This window comes from Labrenzia sp. C1B70, assembly GCF_000475395.1.
GTDB lineage: Bacteria > Pseudomonadota > Alphaproteobacteria > Rhizobiales > Stappiaceae > Roseibium > Roseibium algicola.
The window spans coordinates 37,015-62,322 of the sequence record NZ_AXCE01000028.1; the positions used below are offsets into that span (position 1 = coordinate 37,015).

General features: G+C 59.4%; 16 protein-coding genes. 11 read left to right on the forward strand and 5 right to left on the reverse strand.

What is annotated here, in order from left to right:
* Positions 1–40: 40 nt before the first annotated feature.
* The 3 genes from Q666_RS54305 to Q666_RS54315 all read right to left on the reverse strand — a co-directional run bounded on the left by Q666_RS54305 (position 41) and on the right by Q666_RS54315 (position 4,317).
* Positions 41–643, reverse strand: coding sequence for a calcium-binding protein (locus tag Q666_RS54305; protein WP_023003324.1), 603 nt, complete (start codon positions 641–643; stop codon positions 41–43).
* 534 nt (positions 644–1,177) lie between these two features.
* Positions 1,178–2,572 (reverse strand): HlyD family type I secretion periplasmic adaptor subunit, encoded by a 1,395-nt coding sequence (locus tag Q666_RS54310; RefSeq protein WP_023003323.1) that lies wholly within the window; start codon positions 2,570–2,572, stop codon positions 1,178–1,180.
* Positions 2,569–4,317, reverse strand: a complete 1,749-nt coding sequence (locus Q666_RS54315; protein ID WP_023003322.1) for a type I secretion system permease/ATPase — start codon at positions 4,315–4,317, stop codon at positions 2,569–2,571. Before Q666_RS54315 ends, Q666_RS54310 begins: the two co-directional genes overlap by 4 nt.
* A gap of 440 nt (positions 4,318–4,757) precedes the next feature.
* Between Q666_RS54315 and Q666_RS54320 the strand changes: the two genes are divergently transcribed.
* From Q666_RS54320 to rfbA, 3 genes are read left to right on the forward strand one after another with little or no spacing between them, the layout of a single operon-like run.
* Positions 4,758–5,192 (forward strand): MarR family transcriptional regulator, encoded by a 435-nt coding sequence (locus Q666_RS54320; RefSeq protein ID WP_228148025.1) that lies wholly within the window; start codon positions 4,758–4,760, stop codon positions 5,190–5,192.
* Between the two features lie 15 nt (positions 5,193–5,207).
* A complete protein-coding gene (locus Q666_RS54325; protein WP_023003320.1) occupies positions 5,208–6,482 on the forward strand; it encodes a glycosyltransferase in 1,275 nt (424 codons plus the stop codon).
* Entirely contained in the window at positions 6,479–7,387 is a 909-nt protein-coding gene (gene rfbA / locus Q666_RS54330) for a glucose-1-phosphate thymidylyltransferase RfbA (protein ID WP_051990166.1), read from the forward strand. The genes Q666_RS54325 and rfbA overlap by 4 nt, the downstream gene beginning before the upstream one ends.
* 6 nt (positions 7,388–7,393) lie before the next feature.
* On the opposite strand, the gene Q666_RS54335 is transcribed toward rfbA, so the two are convergent.
* On the reverse strand, positions 7,394–9,163 hold the full coding sequence (locus tag Q666_RS54335) for a ShlB/FhaC/HecB family hemolysin secretion/activation protein (RefSeq protein WP_031270429.1): 1,770 nt from the start codon (positions 9,161–9,163) through the stop codon (positions 7,394–7,396).
* A gap of 6 nt (positions 9,164–9,169) precedes the next feature.
* Complete coding sequence (locus tag Q666_RS54340; RefSeq protein ID WP_023003317.1) at positions 9,170–14,557, reverse strand: filamentous hemagglutinin N-terminal domain-containing protein; 5,388 nt, start codon at positions 14,555–14,557, stop codon at positions 9,170–9,172.
* Positions 14,558–14,785: 228 nt separating this feature from the next.
* Between Q666_RS54340 and Q666_RS54345 the strand changes: the two genes are divergently transcribed.
* The 8 genes from Q666_RS54345 to Q666_RS0133705 form a co-directional block, all read left to right on the forward strand.
* Positions 14,786–16,243, forward strand: coding sequence for an ATP-binding protein (locus Q666_RS54345; protein ID WP_023003316.1), 1,458 nt, complete (start codon positions 14,786–14,788; stop codon positions 16,241–16,243).
* Positions 16,240–16,935 (forward strand): response regulator transcription factor, encoded by a 696-nt coding sequence (locus Q666_RS54350; protein WP_023003315.1) that lies wholly within the window; start codon positions 16,240–16,242, stop codon positions 16,933–16,935. The genes Q666_RS54345 and Q666_RS54350 overlap by 4 nt, the downstream gene beginning before the upstream one ends.
* A gap of 127 nt (positions 16,936–17,062) precedes the next feature.
* Positions 17,063–18,361, forward strand: coding sequence for an ABC transporter substrate-binding protein (locus Q666_RS54355; RefSeq protein ID WP_023003314.1), 1,299 nt, complete (start codon positions 17,063–17,065; stop codon positions 18,359–18,361).
* The gene (locus Q666_RS54360; RefSeq protein WP_161633284.1) at positions 18,354–20,399 is read left to right on the forward strand and encodes an ATP-binding protein; all 2,046 of its coding nucleotides are present in this window, start codon (positions 18,354–18,356) and stop codon (positions 20,397–20,399) included. The genes Q666_RS54355 and Q666_RS54360 overlap by 8 nt, the downstream gene beginning before the upstream one ends.
* Complete coding sequence (locus Q666_RS54365; RefSeq protein ID WP_023003312.1) at positions 20,383–21,720, forward strand: sigma-54 dependent transcriptional regulator; 1,338 nt, start codon at positions 20,383–20,385, stop codon at positions 21,718–21,720. Before Q666_RS54360 ends, Q666_RS54365 begins: the two co-directional genes overlap by 17 nt.
* A gap of 149 nt (positions 21,721–21,869) precedes the next feature.
* A complete protein-coding gene (locus Q666_RS54370; RefSeq protein WP_023003311.1) occupies positions 21,870–23,192 on the forward strand; it encodes an extracellular solute-binding protein in 1,323 nt (440 codons plus the stop codon).
* A gap of 86 nt (positions 23,193–23,278) precedes the next feature.
* Positions 23,279–25,015 (forward strand): iron ABC transporter permease, encoded by a 1,737-nt coding sequence (locus Q666_RS54375; RefSeq protein ID WP_023003310.1) that lies wholly within the window; start codon positions 23,279–23,281, stop codon positions 25,013–25,015.
* A gap of 27 nt (positions 25,016–25,042) precedes the next feature.
* On the forward strand, positions 25,043–25,308 hold a 266-nt coding region (locus tag Q666_RS0133705), incomplete at its 3' end, for an ATP-binding cassette domain-containing protein (RefSeq protein ID WP_031285111.1).

Consider the following 25,308-nt stretch of genomic DNA (forward strand, 5'->3'; position numbering starts at 1 on the left):
CCCGGGCACACGGACGACCGCGTGCCCGGGTGCGGGATCATCAGGAAACGACGATGTAGCCGTCAGGATTGTCCTGAAGATCGTCGGCATCGACGTTGTTGAGCGTGACGGTATCGCCGTTGCCGAGATCGATGACCGTGTTGTTGCCGACCTGGGTCGCCCGTGCGGCGACATCGGCAGCAGAGGAAACGCCGGTATCGTTGATGTTGCTCGAGATCTGCACCAGATCGCCGACCTGGAAATCCATGACGATGTCGTTGCCGCCACCGCCGGAGAACACGAAGACATCGTGGTCGCCACCACCGAACATCAGATCGTTGCCGGCGCCGCCGTCAATGATGTCGGTTCCTTCGCCACCGAAAATGATGTCGCCGCCGGCACCACCTTCGATGTAGTCGGAGCCCGCTCCGCCGAAGATGGTATCGCTGCCTTCACCACCAAGAATGACGTCTTCGCCACCTTGCCCGAAAATCTTGTCGGCACCCTCTCCGCCGACGATCAGATCTCCACCTCGGCCGCCGAAGAGGAAGTCGTCCCCTTCATTGCCGAGCAGAACATCCGATGAGCCCAATCCGAATATGAAATCCTGAGCATTGGTACCTTGCAGGAAATCCTGAAAAGCACTGCCTTCAATCGTGGCCATGTAGCTAACTCCTGAAGTTCGCCTCGTTACATTTGACGCCCCGCGAACCGCGGCACACCGCACTGCACAAACCCCGTATTTTTGCAGCGCGAGAAGTACAATACACAATTACTAATCTCTTCAAAGGGACGAATAGTGAAAAAAATAAGGCAATATTTTGAAGGAGATAAACTAGTTCTACTTTTCATTTAATAGTAGTTCGAAAATACAATTCCTTTACGTTTATTTTATTTCGAAATTCAAAATAAAATCAATGAAACCACATGATCCCCCATAGATTGAAATCCAATTTCTGCGATTTTTCAGATGCTTGAAACCGCCCGCACTTCATGCAGAAACAGCACTCAACCGCCTCGCCGGAAAAATGAACGACATGGTGGTTTTGCAACGCACTAATCGCGTTAAAGGTGCAATTTTCGCACTGCACCAGGAAAATGCCCCCACGCTCGGAATGGACCGGGCTTCGAAAAAGCAACGGGCGGTCAATACCGCCCGTCGTTAAAAAAATTTGTTGGAGCACAAAAAAATTGCGCCTCAGTCTTCCCGGAAAGCTCGATCAAGGCTTTGCGTGATCGGCTCGAGCAGATAGTCCATTGCCTTGCGAGCACGCCGGATAATCAGGACTTCCGCCGGCATGCCCGGGTAAAGCGTCAAGGCGGGCTTGCCGTCCAGCTCTTCGGAAAGAACCTGTGCGCGCACGACATAAAAGGCCGCCTGCGTCTGGGGATCGACGGTCTGGTCGGCAGCGACATAGGTCACCTCCCCTCCCAGCGGGCTGGTGTTCTGCCGGTCATAGGCAGTCAGTCGGATACGCGCCTCCGAGCCGACACGAACGGTATCGATGTCGTTCAGGTTCATCCGAACCTCGACAAGCATCTTCTCGTCTCGCGGAACGATATCCATGATCGCCTTGCCAGGCTCGACCACCCCTCCCGGTGTCCGCATCTCGATGCTGGAGACAATACCGGCCTGAGGGGAATGCACCACCAGCCGGTCGAGGACATCCTGCGACGAGATGATCTGTTCGTTGGTGAGGTTCAGTTCAAGCTGAGCCTCGAGGATCTTTCCGGCAATGTCGCTTTGCCATTCCTGTTCGGCCTGCAACAGGGCAACTTCCGCACCCTGGCGCGCCTTTTCCGCACGCGCCTTCTGGGCCTCCAGCTCACCGCCGTCGCCAATCATCTCGCTCAGTTCCAGCTGAACTTCGCTAAGCATGGCTTTTGACGTGAACCCTTTCTTCTCCAGGCCGCTGAGGGCGTCGACACGCTCCTCAAGCAGCTTTCGCCGGTGCCCGGTGGCTTCGATCTGGGCCTGATTGGCCTCGATCTGCGCCACATACTGCTCCATCTCCTTCTGCTGAAAGGCGATCTTGCCCTCGTAGACCTGACGGCGTTTTTCGAACACCCCCTGTTCGGCCGCCACCACTTCGGCGATCAGGGGCTCGCTGCTGTTCTTGAGCTCTTCCGGAAATACGATTTCTTCCGACAGATCCCGCTCGGCCCTGAGCCGGGCCAGCCTTGCCAGCAAACTGGTCCGTTTGCCATGGAGCTGCGCCAGCTCGGCACGTGCGCGCGTGTCGTCCAGCTCCACCAACGGCTGGCCGGCATCCACGAAATCCCCTTCCTGCACGAGCAACCGGCGCAGAATCCCGCCTTCCAGATGACTGATGGTCTTGCGCTTGCTGTCGACAATCACCTTGCCGGTGGCAACCGCCGCACTATCGAGATCGGCGGTAAATCCCCAAAGCAGAAATCCGCCAAAGCCGATCGAAACGGCCAGAGCTGCCGCCAGAAGCGGTTTGCGCAAGCTTGGCGGGCGCGCATCGTCCGCCTTGAGGGCGGCCATCCAATAGGCCTGGCCTGTTTCGGTCGCGGCCTCTGACGAGGGTGTGGCGACCGGTGGCCTTGTCTGCTCGGAACGCTCGCTCATGCCACTTCTCCACTCGTCGGCAGGGCACGGGGTGCGGCAGGTGCCGGCAGGCGCCTGGAAATACTGCTGACGACATCCGTCCGGTCACCGAACTGGCCGATCCGGCCATCTTCCAGCACCAGGATCTTGTCGGCCGCCTCCATGATTGCCGGTCTGTGCGCGATGACGATGACGATGGCGTTGTCTTCCTTTGCCTGCGAAATAGCACGCAACAGGGCAACTTCCCCTTCCGTATCCAGGTTGGCATTGGGTTCGTCGAGCACGAGCAGGCGCGGCCGTCCGAACAGCGCACGCGCAAGGGCGACACGCTGCTTTTGTCCGCCTGACAAGGTGTAACGGTTGTCACCGACGGGCGTATCGTAGCCGAGTGGCATCCGGCCGATCATCTCGTGAACGCCTGCAGCACGTGCCGCATCGATCACCATCTGAGGGTCGGCATCATACATGCGCGAGATGTTGTCCCGAACCGTTCCATCCAGAAGAGACACCGACTGCGGCAGATACCCGACCATCGCGCCAAAGGATGCCCGCTCCCAGAGATAGGCGTTGTGCCCATCAAGAAAGACGCCGCCCGTCGTGGGCTGAAGAACACCTACAAGCAGACGGGCCAGGGTCGACTTTCCGGCTGCTGACGGGCCGACAATGCCAAGAACGTCACCGGGTTCGAGCGTGAACGAAATGCCCTTGATAACAGGCACCGGTGCGTTGGGCGGCGCGTAGACCAGCTTGTCGATCTTGAGCGATCCCTGGCTGGGCGGGGTCGGCACGGTCTGGCGAAGCGAAGAGTGGTTCTCCAGAACCTCGCGCACCCGGCCCCAGGCGGTTGAAGCGAACACCCACTGGCGCCAGTTTTCCGTGAGATTGTCGAAAGGGGTCAGCAGGCGCCCCATCAGGATACTTGCGGCGATCATCGTGCCGGCAGTCACCTCTCCCTTGATAACAAGATCCGCGCCAAGCGCCAGGACCGCGATCTGCATGCCAAACCGGAGGCTTCGAGTCAGCGCGTGGATTGCCTTGCCGCGCCGGCTTCCCATTGCCATCAGTTCAGTGGCATGGAGCTGCCCCTTGCGCCAACGGCGCGTCAGGGCAGGCATCAACCCCATTGCCTCAATCGTCTCTGCGTGACGAAGCGTGGAGGCGATCGTCGCGACATTCTGCAAGTTGGCGGTGTTTGCTTCCTTCAACAGCGAGCGTGTCGTCATGTCGGACAGGAGGTTGAGCCCGATCAGCGTAATCGCTGAAACAACAGCCAGCAGCCCGTAAAGCGGATGCAGGGCAAACAGCACAATCAGGAACAGCGGCACCCACATGGCTTCCAGCGGCGCGCTGATGGCGTTGCTGGTTATGAAGGTGCGAAGATCGTTCAGGTCCCGCAGCACTTCGGAGGCCATACCGCCCCCCTTCTCCAGCGAAGATTTCACCCCCGCCTCGATTGCCGTCAGGTTGAGACGCCGAACCAGTTCGCTCCCCATCACCTGGAAAATCTGGCTGCGGATAAATTCCAGAATCGCAAAAAGCATCAGTCCGCCACAGGCGATGATCAGCAACATTGTCAGGGTATCGAGGCTCTGACTGTTCAGAACCCGGTCATGAACCTGCAGCATGAACAGCGGAACGATCATCTGCAGCAGCGTGATGAACCCACTCAGAAGCGCCGCTGCGGCGAGACCGGTTGCAAAGGTGACTCGAGCCTCTCTTATGAGACGGAACGGATCGATTGCGTCCGGTGTTGTCTTTTCAACCATTCAAGATTCTCCGAAGCCTCAACCGATAGGTGTGTTCGCACGTGCGAAAAAAAGAGCGATTGCCCAGAAAACGACACATCTTTTCCATAGGAATGACGAAAGCATATAGACTAACTTGGGGTATCTAGTGCCTTTAATTATGGCAATCGATTGGCAAAGAGAAGAAATGCAAAAACAAAACTAATAAATGCATCAATGTGCATAGACAGGGAGCAGAATAGCGATGAAATTATTTCGAATTTAGTTCGAATGTAGGTGGGAGTTTGGGGCAAATGCACAAAGTCTTAGAAGACGCAACAAGGGACATGAATGGGCACGTTTCGCGGACTGAACCTATGGTTGAAGAATCCATCAATCATTCAGCATACGGGGAAAGGGAAAGGATCGCGGCTCCGGCGTCGCAAGCGAACCATTTCGAACTCGTAAGAGTCATCGAACGAATGTATCGGCGCTACCTTGACCGCCTCCGCGTCGATCTGATCCGAATAGGCGCGGACGACATCTCTCCCGCCCATGCCATGTTGCTTTTCACCATCGGTGACGACGACCTGTCCGTGCGGGATCTGATGGACCGCGGTCACTATCTCGGATCGAATGCGTCCTACAGCCTCAAGCAACTTGTCCAGTCCGGCTACGTCGATCGAACGGCTTCGGCACGGGACCGGCGCTCAGCCCGTATCCGTCTGACCGACAAGGGAAAGATGCTTTGCAGAGCCGTGAAGGCAGCCGACGAGGTCAATCAGGACCAGATCGTGCGATCCGAACAGGACCTGAAGGCTCTCGAGGAAACATTCGCACTGCTGCGCAAGCTTGAAGTCCTTTGGGCCACGGACCTTCAACAATCCCCCTTGCGTCTGGACGGCACCCGTTTCTGATCGAAGGTTTGGCACATGCATATCGTGTTCGTGCACCGGCATGGGCCCGGGCAGTTCGTTCATCTTGCCCGGCGTCTGATCGCCGATGGCTGGACTGCCACGCTCATATGCGAATCCCTGGACCGGCCGGTGCCGGGCCTGCGTGTGCTGCGCTATGCCGGTGACACCCGGCAGGCGGCCAGCACAGGTGGACGGCCTTCCGTGCCCTACATCGAGGCGGGCCGCAAGGTTGCCGATATCCTGCACAAGCTGGACCTGAACGGCCACAAGCCCGACATTGTTATGGGACATATCGGTTGGGGCGGCATGATGTTCGTCAAGGATGCCCTGCCGGATGTACCTGCCATCGGTTTCTGCGAATATTACTTCCAGCCGCAGGGCGGAGACGTCGGGTTTGCACCTTCCGACGAGATGTCGCTGCAGCAGCGCCAGACCATGAGGCTCCGCAACGCCATCCAGCTGTCCACTCTGGACCAGCTCGATGCCGGCATCAGCCCGACGGCCTGGCAGAAGAGCCGCTATCCCGCAGAATACCGGTCAAAGATCCTCGTGCAGCATGAAGGTATCGACACGACCCGGGCTCGCCCCGACCCGATGGCCGGATTTCGCCTGCCGGACGGCAGACACCTGACCGCGGGCGATCCGGTGGTCACCTTCGCGGCACGTGACCTGGAACCCTACCGCGGCTTTCCGCAATTCATGCAGGCAGCAGCACTGGTCGCCCGCGAAAATCCGGAAGCCAGGTTCGTTGTTGCCGGTGGCGACGGCGTCAGCTACGGACGCGCACCGTCTCGTGGCGACACATGGCGCAACCGGCTTCTTCAGGAAACCGGCCTTCCACCTGATCGGATCCACTTTCTGGGACAGATCCCGCACAAGGATCTCCTGAGCCTGTTTCAGGTCTCTGCCGCCCATGTCTACCTGACCTACCCGTTCGTGCTGTCCTGGTCATTTCTCGAAGCCATGGCCTGCGAGGCACCTGTCATCGCGTCCAAAACCGCTCCGGTTCAGGAAGTCGTTCGAGACGGGGTCAACGGCAGGCTCGTCGATTTCTGGGATACGAAGGCAATCGCTGCCGAAGTTTGTTCGGCGTTGCAGTCTCCGGCAGACCGGCAGGCCATGCGCCGCGCAGCACGCCGGACCGTTGTCGCCAGATACGAATTGTCAGCCTGCGTCCTGCGCCTGCAGGCACTCTTGAGCAAGCTGCCGAACCGTTCGGCGCAACGGCAGCCCCGCCTTGGACCAGTCGCCGGAAGGCGCAACGTGGTGACGGAGTGGAACCGGGTATGAAGGGAATTGTTCTTGCCGGCGGCGCCGGGTCTCGCCTGTTTCCCATGACGCTGGCAAGCTCGAAGCAGCTTCTGCCCGTCTACGACAAACCGATGATCTACTACCCGCTGACGACGCTGATGCTTGCCGGCATTCGAGACATTCTGATCATCTGCACACCGCGGGACCTGAGCGCGTTCCAGCGCGTCCTCGGCAAGGGAAACCGCTGGGGCCTGAACCTGTCCTACGCTGTCCAGAAGCACCCTGCAGGCATCGCCCAGGCATTCCTGATCGCGGAAGATTTTCTGGGCAGGGAACCGTCGGCCCTCATTCTGGGTGACAACATTTTCCATGGCACCGGCCTGTCGGAAAAAATGCTGGCAGCCCGGCGAAACGAGACCGGCGCAACCATATTCGCCTATCAGGTTCATGATCCCGAACGATACGGCGTTGTCGGCTTCGACAGCGCTGGCAAGGCTGCCTCAATCGTTGAAAAACCGGTTGCCCCGCAATCGGACTGGGCGGTGACCGGCCTCTATTTCTACGATGCCAGGGTTGTCGACATCGCCCGGACCCTCACCCCATCCGCACGCGGCGAACTTGAAATCACCGACATCAACAGGGCCTATCTGGAAAGCGGTGACCTCAGCGTCCAGATGCTGGGCCGGGGCTATGCCTGGCTGGATGCAGGAACGCCGGAATCGCTCCTGGAAGCAGCCTGCTTCATCCAGACACTGGAATCCCGCCAACGCCTGAAGATTGCCTGTCCTGAAGAGGTCGCATTCTACCAGGGCTGGATCTCAAGAGGTGATCTCGAAGCCCTGGCGAGCGAGATTTCAGGCACGACCTACGGCCGTTACCTGAATTGGATCGCCAGGGAAGCGGCAAAAGCGCAATATGAACCGGCAAGCGCCCTGGCCTCGTGAGAAGCGTCAGAAGCGCGCCGTGATCGAGGCCTGCAGATTGAGGTCCCCGGCTTCCGTTTCTCCTGCGTCCTGCAGGGCAACGCCCGCGATCAGGTTTGCCGTCAGATTGTCTCCAAGAGCATAGTCGAAGCCGGCGCCGACACCGGACAGTGTCGCATTGTCGTCTGTGGCGTGATCGATCCCGAAGCCGATATCGGCAAACAGATAGGCAGACAGACTGTCGTTTGTCAGTGATTGCGGCCAGCTTTCAGGCAAGTTGCCGGCAAGCGGCGAGAAGGACGGCAAACGCAATTCGTTCCGCCAGATGACACCGCTGTCCACGCTGGCATCATCGTAGTTATACCCGCGCACAGCATACCGCCCACCAAGCGAGATCCGCTCCGTATCCGGCAGCACCTGCCCGGCGAGCGTGCCCGAGAGGGCGCTCACCCAGAAGAACCTGTTCGGAAGAGAGGTAGTCCGGCTGATGTCTGCCGCAAGATACGCATAGTCAACCGACTGGACACGCCCATTGGTAAAGGTCTGCCAGGTGGTTGCCGCATTTCCCTGAAGAACACCTCCCGGATTGGCCTTCACCCTGACATCCACTGCCGTGCGGCCAAGACGGTCATCGAACGAATTGCTCCAGCCTAGCACCATCTGGAACAGATCCGCGGCACCGTCGGCAACCGCGACGCCATTGAAGAAGGTTGTCCGCTCCAGACGTTTCAGCTCGACGCCCGTGTAGATATCCCCCCAATAGCGCCCCGGCAGGAGATTCGAGACGGCGGACCTGTAGATGATCGGCAATTCATAGGTGGTGTTTTCAAAGTCGAAAAAACGGTTCGGCGTCTCGCGTGAGGCAACCAATGCCGGTGCGATTTCAAGACTTTGCCGGGCCCACGTCGGAATGGTGAGCCTGCCTGCGTGGGACACATAGGAGGGGTAGTCGCCTTCACGCGGAATGACAATTCCCGGATCGCTCCAGATGTCGTCGCTGGCCGTCATCTGGTAGTAAAGCCAGGGGCCGCCCGGAAAGGGAAGACGCGCATTGCCACCCAGAAAATACCGGTCGCGTCCGGTATCCTGCGATCCGGAATTGGACCACCCCGCAAACACCTGCCACGGCCTGCCTTCATCGATCGTGACTTCGAGGTCGCTGAGCGCAGCATCCTCGCCCGGGCGAAAGACCCCACCCGCCCGCCTGTAGGGGGAGCGGTTCAACCAGCCGAGATCCTCTTCCAGTGCGCGCGCATCAATGCGCCCACCTGGATTGATCCGCAGCCTTGCGCGGATCTCCTCGGCGTCTCGCTCGTCGAGCCCCTGAACTGTCACGTTGCCCGACTTGAACTCGATCACCCTGACCTGCAGCACCCCGCCGGTTATTTCCTGCGGTGGCAGGGTAACGGATACGAACGGATAGCCCGCATCCTTGTAAACGCGGGCTATGGCAGCCTGGATTTCCCCCGCAAGGGCGAGGGAAAGCGGCTTGCCGAGATACTCCGAGAGCACGGCATCCAGTGCGGCCTGATCGAAAGCAGCCGCCGGACCGCCGATGCCCTTTGGAGCTCGGCCTGCCACATCGTCGGACTGACCGATCAGATAAACGCCGGCCAGGTCAACGCCGAGTGGTGACCTGTCGGTGGCACCGAAGTCCTGGGGGGCGACGTCCAGCGAGACCGGCTCTCCGGGTTCGGCAGCAGGCAGGTTTCTCTCAAGAGCCTGCTGGGCGAATGAACCTTCGGAAACGAGCGCAAGACCAGCCACCAGGACCGCAGTTATCGTATGTCTTGTCATGCCGGGCTACTCTGCCGCCGCACTGAGCCAGCGACCGAGCGAGCGGTTGCAGGGGTGAACGGCACCTTCGCCGCCGACGACGCCCGGCTCGCAGGCAGAGGGGTTGTTTTCAAGTGCCTCGTCGGCATCCGGGTTCTGCAACCGGTTGCGCTCCAGCACCTGCTGGCGGGGATCGGTGGAGGACTGTCCGCTGCCGGAAGAACCAGACGTTTCGGAAGGACTTGTGATCGTCAACGTGCCATCGACGCTGACAATGTCGTAGCCGAACTGATGCGAATAGAAGCTGTTCCCAATGGCATAACTTCCGACCGCGGTTGCCGTGACGGCGGCACCGCCATCGAAACTTCCCAGGAGACTCGCTCCGGCAGACGACAAGGCATAGGTGAACCCGCCGGAGTAGACCGTTCCGTCATATACTTTGGACTTGTCGTCACCCGTTACCGTGATCGCAGTCAGGAAACCTCGCAGGAGCGGAGTTGTCTGCCCCTCGTAGATGCGCCAGGTGTTCGCCGTGCCGCCCTGGTCGTCAATTCCAAAACCGGCTGAAACGAACGTGTCGAGCTGCTGCATGGCACTGCTGGTCACACCGGAAACATTGGTGACCGAACCGCCAAGCTGATTGCCGACTGCATTGTTCAGCCCGGTAGTCTGTGTATTCCAGACACTGTTAGTGAGCGTGATCGTACCTGCGTCCATTGTGCCGACCAGGCCGCCGCCGTTCACGCTTGCGGAGACGGCACCCGTTGCGTAGGAACGGGTAACGGACGCCCCGTCAAGCATTCGCCCGACAAGACCGCCGATCTCATTGGCACCAGAAACGTCCCCGGTGGCGTAGCTGTCGGAAATGCTGCTGACCGTCAGGCCAACGAGCCCGCCGGCAGTGCTGCCGGTGTGGATCACGTCGCCAGTCGCAAAGGACCTTGTGATTGGCGCTCCGAGGGAGTGGGCAACCAGCCCACCGAGACGCGTCGCGATGCTGTCGGAACTTTGCACCGTTCCGGTCGCATAGGAGAGATCGACCGAACCCGAATCAATGGAGCCGATGAGACCGCCTGCGCCATATGGTGTGGTGGTACCACCCGTGTTATCGGCAAGGAGCGTGACAGTTCCGCTGGCATGAGATCTGGAAACGTCAACATTCGACGCCCGGCCCATCAGTCCACCGATGTCATAACGGCCACTGACGTTGCCGGAAGCGGACGAACGGGTAACCTGCGATGCATCAGAAGTCTGGCCATCACCGATAAGGCCACCGGCAGCATAGGCCGTGGTGGTGACATCCGCCGAAGAATGTGTGTCGGTAACGGAATACTCCGACGCCATTCGTCCGGCAACGCCGCCGACATTACCTGCGCCTGTCACCGTGCCGCCAACCGAAACATCCGATACCGAGACCTTGCCACCAACGGCGTTGCCGATCAGCCCGCCAACACCGATCCCTCCCGCGATGTTGACGTTCGTCAGTTTGAGATCATGAATGGAGATATCCTGACCATCGGCTCTAACGACGCCAAACAACCCGATCGTGTTGAAGTTACCTGTCGAGGTCAGGCCATCGATCGTATGGCCGCCACCGTCGAAATTGCCGCGAAGGCTTGTCGACGCAAAGCCGGAACCACCGTTCCAGGCCGCTGTTCCCGAAGCGTCGATATCCCGGGTCAGCACATAGTTTACCGGTGTGGTTCCGGAACCTGACTGTATGCCCTGAAGACTGTAGACATCGAAGATCTGGTACGGGTTGGCCTGCGATCCATCACCACCAAGCGCACGCACAAAATGACCGCCCTGAATATCGAAATCCCGGGCATAAAAGTCCGGCAAACTGCTGCCGACCTGCAGCCAGGCGGTATCGGACTGGAAATCGTCGACATGGATATCACCCGTCGCCGTTGAAGTGACATTCGTTGCGCTGCTCGTCTGGTCCACACGCAGCTTGCCGTTCGCCGCGGTGACGGAGCCGTTGATCTTGATGGAGGCGTTGCTGGCGTCGGCGTAGAGAGAAAGCTGGTTGCTGTTAGACCACGCGACATCGCCGTTCACTGTCAGGTCACCGTCATGGGCCCACAGGATGGTGTTGCTGTCGCCGACCGAAAATGTACCATTCGTTGCAACAGTCAGGTTGCCACCGGCGTAAAGATTGTTGTCGAGATTGAAGTTGGACGTCGCATTCAAATTGAAGTCGAGACTGTTGCCATTCTGGTCGGTTCGCACAACCGCCGACGTGTTGCGCAGGAAGTTGAGATCGGTGTCGCTGAACGCGCCGATGGTCGTGTCCAGAGCGGTGACCACGTCCGTCGTGGCCGCTGCACCGGTATTGACGTTGAAGGCATTGCCCCAGATATCGGCTCCGGAGACGCCGGTCGACGTTACTGTGTCGGCGAAAGTCGCCGCTTTGGTGCTTTCACCGTCCAGATAGGCCAGTGCCCCGGCGGAATTGAGCGACCCGGCCGTGGTCAGGATGTAATAATACCCGTTTGCCCCGCTCACAGCGCTGCCGACAAGATTGCCGCCGGAAAGCGCGCTGACATTTGCTCCGGTTTGGGCCGTCGTGCCCGCGTCACTGTAGACGATACCTGAGACCGCCTCGGGTGTGGCGGCATACTCCCACTTGAAATAAGGGAAAAGTCCGCTGCCAGTGCCCCAGATGCTGCTGTCCAGGGTAAAACTGCCCAGGGTCAGGGATCCCTGCATCTGGGAAGTGGTCAGGCCGCTCGTGTTGGTCACGGTAGCGGTATAGGGAGCCGAGTAACCGATCACCTCGGTTTGTCCGGTCGTTTCAGTATCCCAGGCCGAGTCGGTTATTGAAACGCTTGAGTCGGAGACTTCAGCGACCAATGCGGCTGCATACCCTTCAGCCTCTACGAGACCCGTAACAAAGGAGTTCTCAATGACCGTGTTCCTGTCGGCCGTACCGATGAGCCCTCCAGCCGCGGCGCCGTTTGTACCGAGCACCTGACCGGCAAAATACGAATTCGAGATCGTAAGGTCTTCCGCGTACCCAACCAGTCCACCAGCCTCCCGAAAGCTCCCTGACGAGGTGACTGTCGCCGTCGAATAGGAATTTTCGATCCTGTTGTCGTTGTCGTCTGTGGTGCCGACAAGACCACCGACCTGCCCTCCGGTTATCGATCCTGTCGAGCTGGAATTCGAGATTGTCAGCCCTTCACCCATGATCGCGACGAGGCCGCCGGTGGCGCTGCCCCCATCCGTCGTCGTGACGGAAACATCCGCATGAACATTGGTCATGGTCGACTGGTCGATGTTGCCGAAATACCTGGCCACGACGCCTGCGCCCCAGGAATTCGTCTGAACGGTTCCACTGACAGTCACATTCGACATGTTGTGACCGTGATAGTTTCCACCACCTGTGTCGCCGACCAGAATTGCCGTCTGGTTGTCGCCGGTAACAGACGCGTTCGTGAGTGTAAGGTCCTTTATCTCAAGGTCACGTCCGGAAGTGAAATAGTTGTCTTGCCAATAGCTTATGAGTGCGACATTACCTTCGGAAGGCCGGTTGATATAGAGGCCGTCTATCGTATGTCCCTTGCCATCCAGGCTTCCGGAAAAGGAAACAGGGTCAAAGCCAGCACCGTTATTCCAAGATGATGTCGTCGACGCGTCGATATCGTTCGCAAGCTCATAGTAAAGGCTGATATCGCCGGACCCGCCACCACGCCTGTCATGGGTCGTTATCCCTTGCAGGCCATAAACGTCAAATAGCGCATAAGGGTTGGAAAAAGTGCCATCGCCACCCTGCGCCCGGATGAAAGTCCCGAAGCCAACACTTAGTGCGTTCGTGGCAAAGTCTGGCAGGCCCGCGCCGACCTGATCCCAGACACCCCTGGTGAGAGCGAAATTGTCGACATCGACCGCGCCGGCTGCTCCCGTCGAGATTGTGCCGACGGCAGCCGTGCCGCTGTTCCCGTAAGCCAGCAGGGTCAGCCCACCGTTCTGGCCGTCAATGGCCGCATTGATCGCGATGTCGTTATAGGCGTTGAGCGTGAGTGTGTTTGTACTCGTCCAGGTGATGCCGGAATTGATGGTGATGTTGCCGTCGCCCGCACTCTGGTTGCCCGGACCGCTTGCCGACGAGTTGGTGGTCTGCAGGCTCACGTTGTTGCTGGCAAGGTTGGAAGAGATCGTTGCCGCCGCCGCCGCATCGACCGTCAGGTCAACCGGGTCGATCAGCCAGAGGCCGGTCTGACCGCCTTCAGCCGAGGTGTCGACCGCAATTCCGGCAAAATCGATCGTGTTTCGGGCAGACGTTTCGACAAATCCACCTTCACCGCCCACGCCACCCCTTGCGCTCAACGTTCCGGAAACACTTGCCGCGTCCTCGGCAAACACCACGATTTCACCACCCTTGACGCCGTTTTCTTCCGCCGAGGCGTCGAGCGTACCGGTGATCGTGATTTCTCCGGCCGTCACCGTGATGGCGCCCCCCTCGGTCGCCGGCTTTGCACCCGGCACCGGAACGTTCTCCGCCACTCTGCGCGACTTGAGCTTGCCGCTGACCTGGACCTTGCCCGTATTGCCCGCCGTCAGGAATATCCGGCCACCGGAAGTGCTGACACCGGTTGCCTTGACGACACCATCCGTGTTTCCAGCCAGCGCAAAGACATTGCCGCCATTCGCGCGGATTTCAGCGTTGGCCGCCGCGATGGTTCCGGAATTGAGTGCTTCGGTATCGGCTCCGCCAAGCTTGACCGACAACAGGCCGTCTGCATCGGCGACGTCTTTCATCAGGACTTCGTAGCCAGCGGCAAGGGCTGCGGTCCCGTTGGGCGCTTCAAGAGTGCCACTGTTTTCAACGCGGCGCGCAATCAGTGCAATGTCACCCTGCGCAGACCGGATAGTGCCCGCATTTACGACTTCGGCACCGCTCGTGCCGGAAAAGGTCAGGCCGCCACCATTCAGAAAATCGCTGTCGGTAACGTCCTGCGTCGAAGCGACAAACGAACCACCTGTCGACACAAGGCCGCCGCTGCCAACCGCAACTCCGGCGGGATTGACGAGAAATACGCTGCCCGTCGCGCTGAGGTTGCCATCGATACGGCTCGGCACATTGCCCGTGACCCGATTGAGCGTGGCACCGGCGCCGTTGTCGAAATGAACCTGATTGCCGGAGCCGATGGAAAAACTGCCCCAGTTCACGATACCGGCATCGCTGGATTGCTTCACATCAACCCTTGAACCACCTTGCGTAATGGTTCCGTTGCCATGCGTGAAACTGCCCCCTTGCGGCAGGGCATCGCCTGAAAAGGCTGCGGTGGGGACAAGGGCTGTCGTCAGCAGCAGAAATGCGGCAAGGGAGGCTGTCCGGTTTGAGCCGGATGGAATGGCAGGCTCAACCGTTGCGCTCGAAACGCCGGTGCTTCGGGTCCTGGACGCCATTTGTATTAATACTCCCGCTGTTGCGTCGTCTTGTGCCCACGACGGTCAACATTGGTGTAAATACAGATGGCGAGTGATCGAATTCCACCTACCAATACTAATCAATTCTGACAGATTCTGACGAGACTTGCTTCCTTTGGGTGACACCTGCCTGAAATCGAAGCTGCCGCAATCAAGGCCTCGAAACTGTTACTTGAACAGGCAGGCCGCTTCCGTCATCACAAGCGCATGCTCGATCTCAAGACCATGTTGCTGCTGGAATTCGCGACAACCGCTTTCATGTCAGTTGCCTGGCTTCTCGTCTGGTTCGTCTGGCGCCAGATCTATGAACTGAAGGTCATCGCGGCCGGCTTCTTCGCCATCGCGATTGGATTGTTTCTCTATTTGCAGCGCGGTCCGGACCCATCGCTCATTCGCGTCGTAACGGACAACATGGTGATCAAGTTTGGCCTGGTCCTGTGGGCCGACGGCCTGGCGCGCTTCCTGGGACAACCCCGTTTTGTCGGTATCAGCGCGTTCTGTCTCGCGGCACAGCTCCTGTTCTGGATCTTCGCCGTTATCTATGACCCGACAGACCTCGGCCTGCGCATTCATGCCTCCACTGCCTTCACGGTGGTGATGATGGCACTGATGATCCGGACGCTCTACCGCGACCGCTCCCAACCCCCTTTCCTGCGCTGGATCATGATCTTCCTGCTTGGAGAATATTCCGCCGCAAGTCTGCTGCAGAGCGCACTCGTCTACATTCAGCCATCAACGGTCGCCAATCCGGTGATGACCAACATCAACACATGGTACTTCTTCCAGGGACACATCTTCATTGTCGGCTTTTTCTTCTGTCTGATCTTCATGGTGGGCATGCGCCTGTCCATGGATTTGCGCGACCGAAACGCTGCGCTTGCGCGCGAAGTAACATTGAGACGGCGTCTGGAGGGAGAACTGTCCGCCAGTCTGGAAGGGGAGAAGGCGGCCCGTCAGGACCAGCGCCAGTTGATGCGCATGGTCAGCCATGAGTTTCGCACCCCACTGGCCGCAATCCGCTACGCAAGCGACATGCTCACCCTGATGCTGGAACAACCGCAGCAGGCTGTCGCCCAACGTCTGAAAAGCATCGACGAGGCCGTTTCCCGCATGACGATGCTGATCGATCGTTTTCTTGCAAGCGAGCGGCAGGATGAAGGTGTGCTGAAAATCGAGCAGGTAGATTTCCCGGCGCTTTATGAGGATGTTCAGCGGCACTTCGACCATGCCGGCCTTGGCGAACGCCTCAGACTTCATCCGGTTGCGCCGATGCCGGCATATCGGGGAGATACCGAGATGCTCCGCACGGTGATCGTCAATCTGGTCGACAACGCGCTCAAATATTCACCTAAAGACGCCGAGGTCGAGATCACGATAGGGGCCCACAACGGTGATATCGTTCTGGAAGTGAAGGACCGCGGGATCGGCATTCCGGATCGGGACCTGGCGCAGATCGGCAATCGTTTCTACAGGGCCTCGAACACTGGCGGAACCGGAGGCAGCGGGCTCGGCCTGCATTCCTGCCGGCAGCTCGTAGGCTATCACCAGGGACATCTGGATTTGAGTGCAAGACAAGGCGGCGGCACGATTGCCAGAGTTTTCCTGCCGCTTCCCGGATTTGCGCGAGCGGACTCTGAGACCATGCAGGAGGAGGAACCGGCATGAACAGGATTTTGATCGTGGAGGACGAAAGTGCTCTTCGCGCCGACTTGTTGGATTATATGCGTCTCAACGGCTTTCAGGTCAGCGGCGCGGGCGGCGCGGCCGAAATGTGGACCGCGCTGGATGACGCCGACCGACCGGATGTCGTGATCCTGGATGTCTCGCTGCCGGATGGAAACGGCTTCGACCTTGCAGGTGACCTGAGGGCAAAAATCAATTGCGGCATCATCATGCTGACCGCACACGGAGACAGCGAAAGCCGTGTCCGCGGGTTCGACAGCGGCGCGGACATCTATCTCGTCAAGCACACCAGCCTCAGGGAAATACTGGCTGCGGTGCAGAGCCTCATACGCAGACTGTCCGGTGCTTCATCAGAAGGCAACAGCACGGCAGAATGGGTGCTGGACAATGTCTCCTGGAAGCTTCTGCCACCGGACGGCGACGCAATAAAGTTGACCGCAACCGAAAGGATCTTTCTGGAAGCCCTGGTCTCCAATTCCGGCGCTCCTTGCCCCCGGGACGATCTTTCCCGGCTTCTCTCCAATCGCCAGACCCAATTCGACAACCGGCATCTGGATGCCGTTGTCAGCCGCCTCAGGCGCAAGATCCAGGATCAGACCGGGGTGGAATCGCCCATCAAGTCTGTCTATGGCGTCGGGTATTCCTTCAGCGCCGCCTGCAAGATGGACAGCTAGCCCGGTTTGTCTCGCTCAGGTTGCCGAACACGTGGCGGAACCCGAAGGGTCTGGCACCCTCGCCGTGCATATTTCCGTCGACGTTCGGAATTCTGATGTAAGGTGCCTCCAAATGAGGCAATCCGGGATGTCAGGCGCAATCAGTTTTCAGAAAATATCCGTCATGCTGGCCGTCATTGCGATGTCCTGCCTGGCGACACTCCTGCTGTTGACTGCCGCAAACGCGCGGGATCTTCGTGTCCTGACGTCCTTTCCGGACTATTTCACGAAGCCCTTCGTCGATGCGTTTTCGAAGAAGTATCCGGCGATCAACGTTACCGTCCTGAACAAGAACACGGTCGCCTCGGTCGAGGAAATCCTGCTGGACAACCCGCGCGGCTTCGACCTGTTCTGGTCGTCATCGCCGGAGGCCTTTTCCCTTCTCGAGAAATTTGGCCGCCTGCGGGAACGCTCACAGGACAGCAGCCAGACCTTTGTCGATTTCGCCTATTCCGGTGTCGGCTGGTGCTGGATGGAAGACTTTGAAGGCAGGCCGCCCACAAGCTGGAACGATCTGCTGGACGCACGCTTTCAGGACAGGCTGGCCATGTCCCACCCTGCCCGGTCTGGGTCCACGCACATGCTGCTGGAAGTCATCCTTCAGGACCGCGGCTGGGATCGGGGCTGGCAGTATATCTTCGGCCTGTCCCAGAACCTCAAGACCATCACCGCCCGCAGTTTCAGTGTCATAGAGGGGCTCAAGCGCGGCCGCTTCGATGTTGGTCTGTCGATCGATTTTCTCGCGCTGACGGAAGCCGACGACGGCGTCCGCTTTCAATATGGTCAACCGGTCATGATGGCCCCTGCCCGGATTTCCGTTCTCAACCACGGTTCCGCCCATGAGGAGGCGGGCCTGTTCATCGATTTCATGTTGAGCAAACCGGCGCAGGAACTGCTGACACAGCCCGACATCCGCAGGATCCCGGTGGACACCACTGTTCGCGAACAATCCTTGAACCAGTTCCCCAGGGAAGTGCAGGCTGCGCTGAAATTCAGCTGGTCCACCTATGACCCCAATCTTGCCGAAACACGGTATCAGGCCGTCAACGACCTGTTCGACATCTTCATCACCAGAAATCTGGTTCAGCGCAGAAACCTGTTGCGGCGCCTGGAAACACTGAGCCGTCAGGCGCCTCCCGAACTCGTCCCTTCGCTGATCAAGATTAAGAAGAAGCTCAACCAGCTTCCCGTGTCCGAGATCGATGCCGTGCGCTCGGAACGCTACCGGGACGCACAGGAGGAAGGCGCGAACTCGCTTGTCGGAACAGGCGAGGAATGGAGCCTTGCCACCTGGCGCGTTGCCGCCAGGGAGCAACTGGCGGAAGTCGATGCCATGCTGACAGGGCTCGAGGCAAGCATCCGGAATGGTCTGGCTGTCAATGACTGAGACGGCAAACCGCGGGCGCGGCACGATATGGTTTAGATTGCTGCTGTCCATCCTCACGATTGCCGCGATCACCTGGATCATCCTGGCCATCGGCGTGGTCTTCTTCACTCAGGCACGCAGCGATTTTGGTGAGATCACCGAAAAGAGCATTCCGGAAATCGCCCTGGCCTCCGAACTTTCCGAATATGCGACGCGCCTTGCCGTCATCGCGACCGAGATTGCCGCGCAGACCCGGGAACGCGAACCGGAAGCCATGCGCGAGGATGTGGAAGCCGCAAGCCAGGGCATCTCGGGCCTTCTGGAAACAAACATCCTGAGCGATACGAAAAACACCGCGAAGATAATCGAGGCGAAGGAAACCTTGAGCGACAAGCTCGGGTCCTTCCTGCAGGTCTCCCGGGATCTGCAGGCAATCAACAGGTCGCTGGAACACTACCAGGTGGAACTGCGCTGGCTGCAGATCGATATCCAGACCGAAGTCGCTGCCCGCATTCAGGACCTGTCCTTCAACATCGACAGCCTGTCGTCCGAAATGGTCCGCTCGCAGTCGCGCACCGACCGGGTAGCGGCTGCCGCGATCATCCGGCAGGAAACCCTGCTTCGCGAACAGATGCAGACAATCGGGTCAAGCACGGCGACGGCGATTACCTTCCTGCTCCAAGCGCTTTACGTCGACACGGCGGAAAAACTTGCACAGCTCGAAGATCTGAATTTCGACGCGCTTGAAAACCTCCAGGGCATGCTGGCGGAGGTCCCGCAAAAGGCCGACACCGAAACGCTGGTGTCATCGCTGGAGCGGCTGCAGGCCTTCGCCTATGACGAAACGGGTGTCTTTGCAGGATCGCGTGACCGGATCGAGCTGCAGCAACAGGCACTTGGCGACCTCAGCACCGCACAGGCCGCCGTCGCAGATCTTCAGGCAGCCCTGGTCGAACTGGGCAGGGAACGCCGTCTTGCTGCCCTCACCTTCACCAATCAGGCAGCCGAACGGCTGCGCATTGCCTCTCTGCTGCTGGCCGTCGCAACTGTCATCTGCGGCGTCATCTGCGCGGGCATTCTGCTGTTTTATGTCCGCAACCAGATCGTTGCCCGACTGCACCGGCTGGCAGAAGCCCTGATCGAGATCGCTCAGGGCAATCTCTCCACGCCGATCCCCACACGCGGCAACGACGAGATCGCCCGCATGGGGGCAGCAACGGAGATCTTCAGATCCTCCGTGGTTGAACTGAACAGAACCCACGAAAACCTGCAAAAGGAAATCGTGGAGCGCAAACGCGCCTTCGACCAGTTGAAGCAGACCCAGCGCGAACTTGTTCAGGCCGGCAAGCTGGCGGCTCTCGGCCAGATGTCTGCTGGCATCAGTCACGAACTGAACCAGCCGCTCGCGGCCATGAAACATCACCTGCACAACCTTCGACTGCTGCTTGCCAAGGGCAAGAGCGAAGCGGTCGAAGCCAAGGTCGACGTCGTTGAAAACCTTGCCGAGCGGATGTCGCGCGTCATCAAGCACCTGAACGGCATTGCCCGCCGTTCGGACTACGCGGTCAAGGACCTGACGCTGGAACAGGCCCTGGAACCTGTCGTATCGCTGTTCGAGCGGCGCCTGGAGGAAAGCTGCGTCGCGCTCAATGTCTCCGACGCTGCCGGCAAGCTAACCCTCCGCGCGGATCCCGTGTTGCTGGAACAGGTCCTGATCAACGTCATCGGCAACTCGGTCGACGCCATCGACATGAAAGCGGCAGGCGGCGGTGAAATCCGCATCGAGGCAGAGAAAACTGGCGGTGACGCGACCATCCTGATCGCCGACAACGGCATCGGCCTTCAGGGGCAATCGGCAACGCAGCTGACCGACCCGTTCGTGACCACCAAGGAAGTCGGCAAGGGTCTCGGTCTTGGATTGACCATCTCCTTCAACATCATGCAGGACATGGACGGGCATCTGGAACTTGCGGAAAACGACCGGGGTGGCGTAACCGTTCAGCTGAGGCTGCCATGCGCGGCACAGAACAAGGTGGGGCAGCTTGAGCACTCGGTTTGAAACGGGCGAAATCGTTCTGGTCGACGATGATGCGGATCTGCTGGACGCAATGCAGGAAACGCTCGAGCTCGCCGGGTTCAGCGTACGTTGCTACGCCAACGCCAATGTGATTGCCGAACAGATCCAGCCCAACTGGAACGGCATCGTCATCAGCGATATTCGCATGCCCGGCAGAACCGGCATGGAGTTTCTGCGCCTGATCCAGGAAAATGCCCCCCAGGTGCCCTTCATCGTCATTACGGCACATGGCGACGTGAAGACCGCGATCCAGGCGATGAAGCACAACGCCTATGACTTCATCGAGAAATCCACCGAACCGCAACACCTGATCGACACGGCCCGCCGGGCACTTGAAAAGCGCAGGCTGCAACTCGAAAACCTGGCGCTGCGGCGCAAGGTTCAGCGCATCCGCGATCCTCAGGGTGAGTTAATCGGCAGTTCGCAGGTCATGGCTGACCTGCGGTCGACGATTTCGCGCATCGGCCCGCTGAATGTCGATGTGCTTCTGCACGGCGAAACCGGCACCGGCAAGGACCTGACCGCACGCTGTCTGCATCAACTGTCCCCGCGCGCACCGGGACCGCTTGTGACGATCAACTGTGGCGCCGTCACGGAGATGGACATCGACCGCGAACTGTTCGGCTTCGAAACCGAAAACGGCTCCTTCCCGGGGCGGGTCGAACGGGCGCAGGGCGGAACACTCTATCTGGACGAACTTGATTCCATGCCCAATGCGCTGCAGACGCGGTTTCTGCGTGTACTGGAAGAGCGCAAGATCACAAGGCTGGGCGGCAGCGATGCCGTCCCGGTCGACATCCGCGTCATCGCCGGCGTGAAGACCAACCCTGCCGCCCTCGTTCACGATGGCCGCCTGCGGGGCGATCTCTATCACCGGATGAATGTGGCAACCCTGTCCCTCCCGCCGGTGCGTGAACGCGGCGGGGATGTCATCGAACTGATGGAACACCTTCTGGATCAGGCCTCGGAAAACCACGGCCTGCCGCTTCCGAAACTGTCACCGCGCCAGAAAAAGCAGTTCCTCACTTATGACTGGCCCGGCAATGTTCGCGAAATTCGCAACATCGCTGCACGGCTTGTCATCGGTCTGGAGGCAGACCTGCAGATAGGCAGCGGCCAGCCAATTGAGGTCTCCACAGGCTATGAGGCGGCCATGACCGCCTTCGAAACCGAGCTCTTGCAGAACGCTCTGCTTCAGACCGGTGGCCGAAAGGCAGAAGCCGCCGAACTGCTCGGCATCCCGCGCAAGAGACTTTACCTGCGCCTGAAAAGCTGCGGTCTTGCGGAGGAAGACGGGTCATGATCGACACGTTGAACGTGTCAGTTTTGACACAAAAATATCAATAAATTCAATAATTTGACTCGAAAATTTCGCCAGTGATAGCGTTTCTTCGCTGAACGAACAAGGGGCTGGATCACCCCCTTGCGTCAGAATGGAGGAGACATAATCCAATGAGGAAATTACTGGGCCTGACGGCACTGGGACTGCTGGTGTCTGCCGGCGTGGCGAATGCTGCCGACAAGGTGGTCGTCGTGACATCCTTTCCGAAGGAACTGACCGATGCATTCGAAGCCGCCTTTGCTGCATCCAACCTGGACTACGAGCTGGAGATCCTGAGCAAGGGAACATCCGCAGCCGTCAAATACATTCAGGAAACCGCCGGAAACAACACGTCCGACCTGATGTGGGCGTCCGCCCCGGATGCGTTCGAAGTGCTCAAGGGCAACGACCTGCTTGCCAAGGTCGAAATCAACGCCGAAGGCATTCCGGAAAAGATCGGCACGTACCCGATCAATGATCCCGACGGCTTCTACTACGGTTTTGCCGCATCCGGTTACGGCATCATGTGGAACACCCGCTACCTGCAGGCCAACGAGCTGGAACCGGCAAAGGAATGGGAAGACCTGGCCAAGCCGGAATATTTCGGTCATGTCGGCATGTCCGCACCGTCCCGCTCCGGCACCACGCACCTGACGGTCGAAACGCTTCTGCAGGGCGCCGGCTGGGAAAAGGGCTGGGCCGACTGGAAGTGGATTTCCGGTAACATGAACACGGTCACCGAGCGCAGCTTCGGTGTGCCGGATGGCGTCAACTCGGGCAACTTCGGCCTCGGCGTCGTTATCGACTTCTTCGGCTTCTCGTCCCGCGCGTCCGGCTTCCCTGTCGACTTCGCCTATCCGTCGGTCACTGCCGTTGTACCTGCCAACATCGGTGTCGTGAAAAACGCTCCGAACCCGGAAGGTGCAAAGGCGTTCATCGAGTTCGTGTTGTCGCCGGAAGGCCAGCAGGTCCTGTTCGATCCGGCCATCATGCGTCTGCCGGTCAACCCGGCTGCTTACGCGACCGCACCGGACGGCATTCCGAACCCGTTCGAAGGCGATGATGTGAAGGCATCGGTCAACTTCGACGCCGACCGCTCGGAAAAGCGCTACAACGTCGTCAATTCCCTGTTCGACGTCATGGTCACCTATCGTCTGACCGAGCTGCGTGAAGCCGTCAGGGCCGTGCAGCTTGCCGAGATTGCACTGGCCGACAAGGACAATGCGGAAGCCAAGGCACTGATCGCCGAAGCACGCGCACTCATCGACGCTACCCCCATCACCGAGGAAGAAAGTCTCGACCCCTCCTTCGCCGCCGTCTTCCAGCAGAAACGCAAGAAGGAAAGCGACGTCATCGAGGGCCGCCAGGCGGAAGTCGAGCAGCAGTGGGATGCCTTCGTGGTCGAGAACTACGCAAAGGCCAAGGCTCTGGCGGAAAAAGCCGCCAGCCTCTGACGGAAAACCAAAAACAACATCACGTCGAACTTGCCGCACCGCCCGGAACAGGGAAGGTGCGGCCTCTTCCCCGGAGTTCATAGCCGATGACTACGAGCAATGCAGCGACTGCGCCTGCAAGGCAGTGGCGCATATTTCCCGAGCTGTCCGGCACCGCAATTGCGGGCGTCGCGATCGCCATCTTCCTGCTGGCGTTTCTCATCCTTCCCGTCTTGAAGGTGACCTATGTCGCCTTTCAGGATCCCCACACAGGAGCCCTGACGCTCCAGAATTTCGGCGATTTCTTCCGCTCGTCGCTGTTCCGCAGTTCCTTCGTGAACTCCTTCTACGTCTCGGCGATGTCCGTGGTCGTGGCAACGGTTATCGCCCTGCCGCTGGCCTATATCACCACCCGTTTCAACTTCGGTGGAAGCGCGCTGATCCAGAGCATCGGCGTCATCCCACTGATCATGCCGCCCTTCGTCGGCGCCATCGCGATGCAGCTCCTGTTCGGCCGCAACGGCACGGTCAACCTTCTGCTGTCGCAATACCTTGGCTTCAAGATCCCGTTCATGGAAGGTCTGAACGGCGTCATCTTCGTCCAGTCCCTGCACTATTTCCCGTTCATCCTGATCAACCTGTCGGCGTCGCTCCGCAACATCGACAAGGCTATGGAAGAATCGGCGCAGAACCTCGGCTGCACGGGCCTTCGTCTGTTCCGCCGGATCGTGTTCCCGCTCGCCATGCCCGGTTACATTGCCGGCGCCGCGCTGGTGTTCATCAAGGTCTTTGACGATCTCGGCACCCCGTTGCTGCTCAACGTCAACAACATGCTGGCCCCCCAAGCCTATCTGCGCATTTCCTCCGTCGGCATCAGCGATCCGATGGGCTACGTCATTTCCTTCATCCTGGTGGCCTTCTCGGTCTTTTCGCTGTGGGCGTCCTTCCTGTTCATGCGGGGCAAGGATTACGCCACGGTTCAAAAGGGCGGTGGCGGCCTTGCCCGGCGCGACCTGTCGCGCGGCGAGAAGATCGTTGCCTATGGCGTCGTCGTCTTCATCCTGCTTCTGGTCCTGTCGCCGCATTTCGGTCTGACGCTGCTTGCGTTCGGCACGATCTGGTCGTTCAGCCCGCTGCCGGACGGCTACACGCTGGCCAACTTCGCCACCGTGTTCGAACAGTCCCTGCAATATGTGGTCAACACACTGATCTATGCAGGCCTTGCCGCCGGCTTCGACATCATCCTGGGAACGGCAATCGCCTACATCGTGCTGCGAACCGGCATCAAGGGCCGCAAGATGCTCGACTACATGGCGACCGCCGCGCTTGCCGTACCCGGCGTCGTGCTCGGCATCGGCTACCTGCGCCTGTTCCACAGCTTCGAGGTGCCGGTCATCGGCAAGCCGCTGGCGTCCTGGTGGGTCATCATCGTGATCGCCCTGACCGTGCGCCGTCTGCCGTATGCGCTCAGGGCCTGCATGGCCGCGCTTCAGCAGGTCAGCCTGTCGCTTGAGGAGGCAGCGGAAAACCTCGGCGCCTCCAAGGGCCGCTCCATCCGCAGGATCGTCGTTCCGCTGATGGCCGGGGGGATCCTCGCCGGCTTCGTCACCAGCTTTGCCACTGCCGCAGTCGAACTGTCGGCAACCATCATGCTGGTCTCCACCAGCGACGACGCTCCGCTCTCCTACGGGATCTACCTCTACATGCAAAGTCCGTCCGGCCGGGGTGCCGGAGCGGCACTCGGCATCCTCGCCGTCGTGATCGTCGGCCTGGGGACGTACCTGTCGAACAGCATCATCGAGAAGGACCGGGCTCGCAAGGCCGAAGTCCGCGCATCCCACTGAGCGTATAATTTCGAGGAAACACTTCCAATGACCAGAAAAGCAGTCGAAATACGGATCGAGGACCTGCATCTCTCCTTCGGCACCACCGAAGTCCTGCGCGGCGTCAACATGACCATCGAACCGGGTGAATTCTACGCCTTCCTTGGCCCGTCGGGCTCCGGCAAGTCCACCCTCCTGCGTGCCATTGCAGGCTTCGGCCCGACACCCAGAGGACGCATTCTCATCGGAGGCCGCGACATTGCCAAGCTTCCGCCCTGGAAACGCAATGTCGGCATGGTGTTCCAGTCCTATGC

Excerpts from the sequence above, each read along its gene's own strand:
- Q666_RS54370 (WP_023003311.1), top strand. The coding sequence starts at position 21,870 with ATGAGGAAATTACTGGGCCTGACGGCACTGGGACTGCTGGTGTCTGCC.
- Q666_RS54335 (WP_031270429.1), bottom strand. The coding sequence starts at position 9,163 with ATGACAAGACATACGATAACTGCGGTCCTGGTGGCTGGTCTTGCGCTC.
- rfbA (WP_051990166.1), top strand. The coding sequence starts at position 6,479 with ATGAAGGGAATTGTTCTTGCCGGCGGCGCCGGGTCTCGCCTGTTTCCC.
- Q666_RS54345 (WP_023003316.1), top strand. The coding sequence starts at position 14,786 with ATGCTCGATCTCAAGACCATGTTGCTGCTGGAATTCGCGACAACCGCT.
- Q666_RS54360 (WP_161633284.1), top strand. The coding sequence starts at position 18,354 with ATGACTGAGACGGCAAACCGCGGGCGCGGCACGATATGGTTTAGATTG.
- Q666_RS54325 (WP_023003320.1), top strand. The coding sequence starts at position 5,208 with ATGCATATCGTGTTCGTGCACCGGCATGGGCCCGGGCAGTTCGTTCAT.
- Q666_RS54315 (WP_023003322.1), bottom strand. The coding sequence starts at position 4,317 with ATGGTTGAAAAGACAACACCGGACGCAATCGATCCGTTCCGTCTCATA.
- Q666_RS54310 (WP_023003323.1), bottom strand. The coding sequence starts at position 2,572 with ATGAGCGAGCGTTCCGAGCAGACAAGGCCACCGGTCGCCACACCCTCG.
- Q666_RS54320 (WP_228148025.1), top strand. The coding sequence starts at position 4,758 with ATGTATCGGCGCTACCTTGACCGCCTCCGCGTCGATCTGATCCGAATA.
- Q666_RS54350 (WP_023003315.1), top strand. The coding sequence starts at position 16,240 with ATGAACAGGATTTTGATCGTGGAGGACGAAAGTGCTCTTCGCGCCGAC.
- Q666_RS54305 (WP_023003324.1), bottom strand. The coding sequence starts at position 643 with ATGGCCACGATTGAAGGCAGTGCTTTTCAGGATTTCCTGCAAGGTACC.
- Q666_RS54340 (WP_023003317.1), bottom strand. The coding sequence starts at position 14,557 with ATGGCGTCCAGGACCCGAAGCACCGGCGTTTCGAGCGCAACGGTTGAG.
- Q666_RS54355 (WP_023003314.1), top strand. The coding sequence starts at position 17,063 with ATGTCAGGCGCAATCAGTTTTCAGAAAATATCCGTCATGCTGGCCGTC.
- Q666_RS54375 (WP_023003310.1), top strand. The coding sequence starts at position 23,279 with ATGACTACGAGCAATGCAGCGACTGCGCCTGCAAGGCAGTGGCGCATA.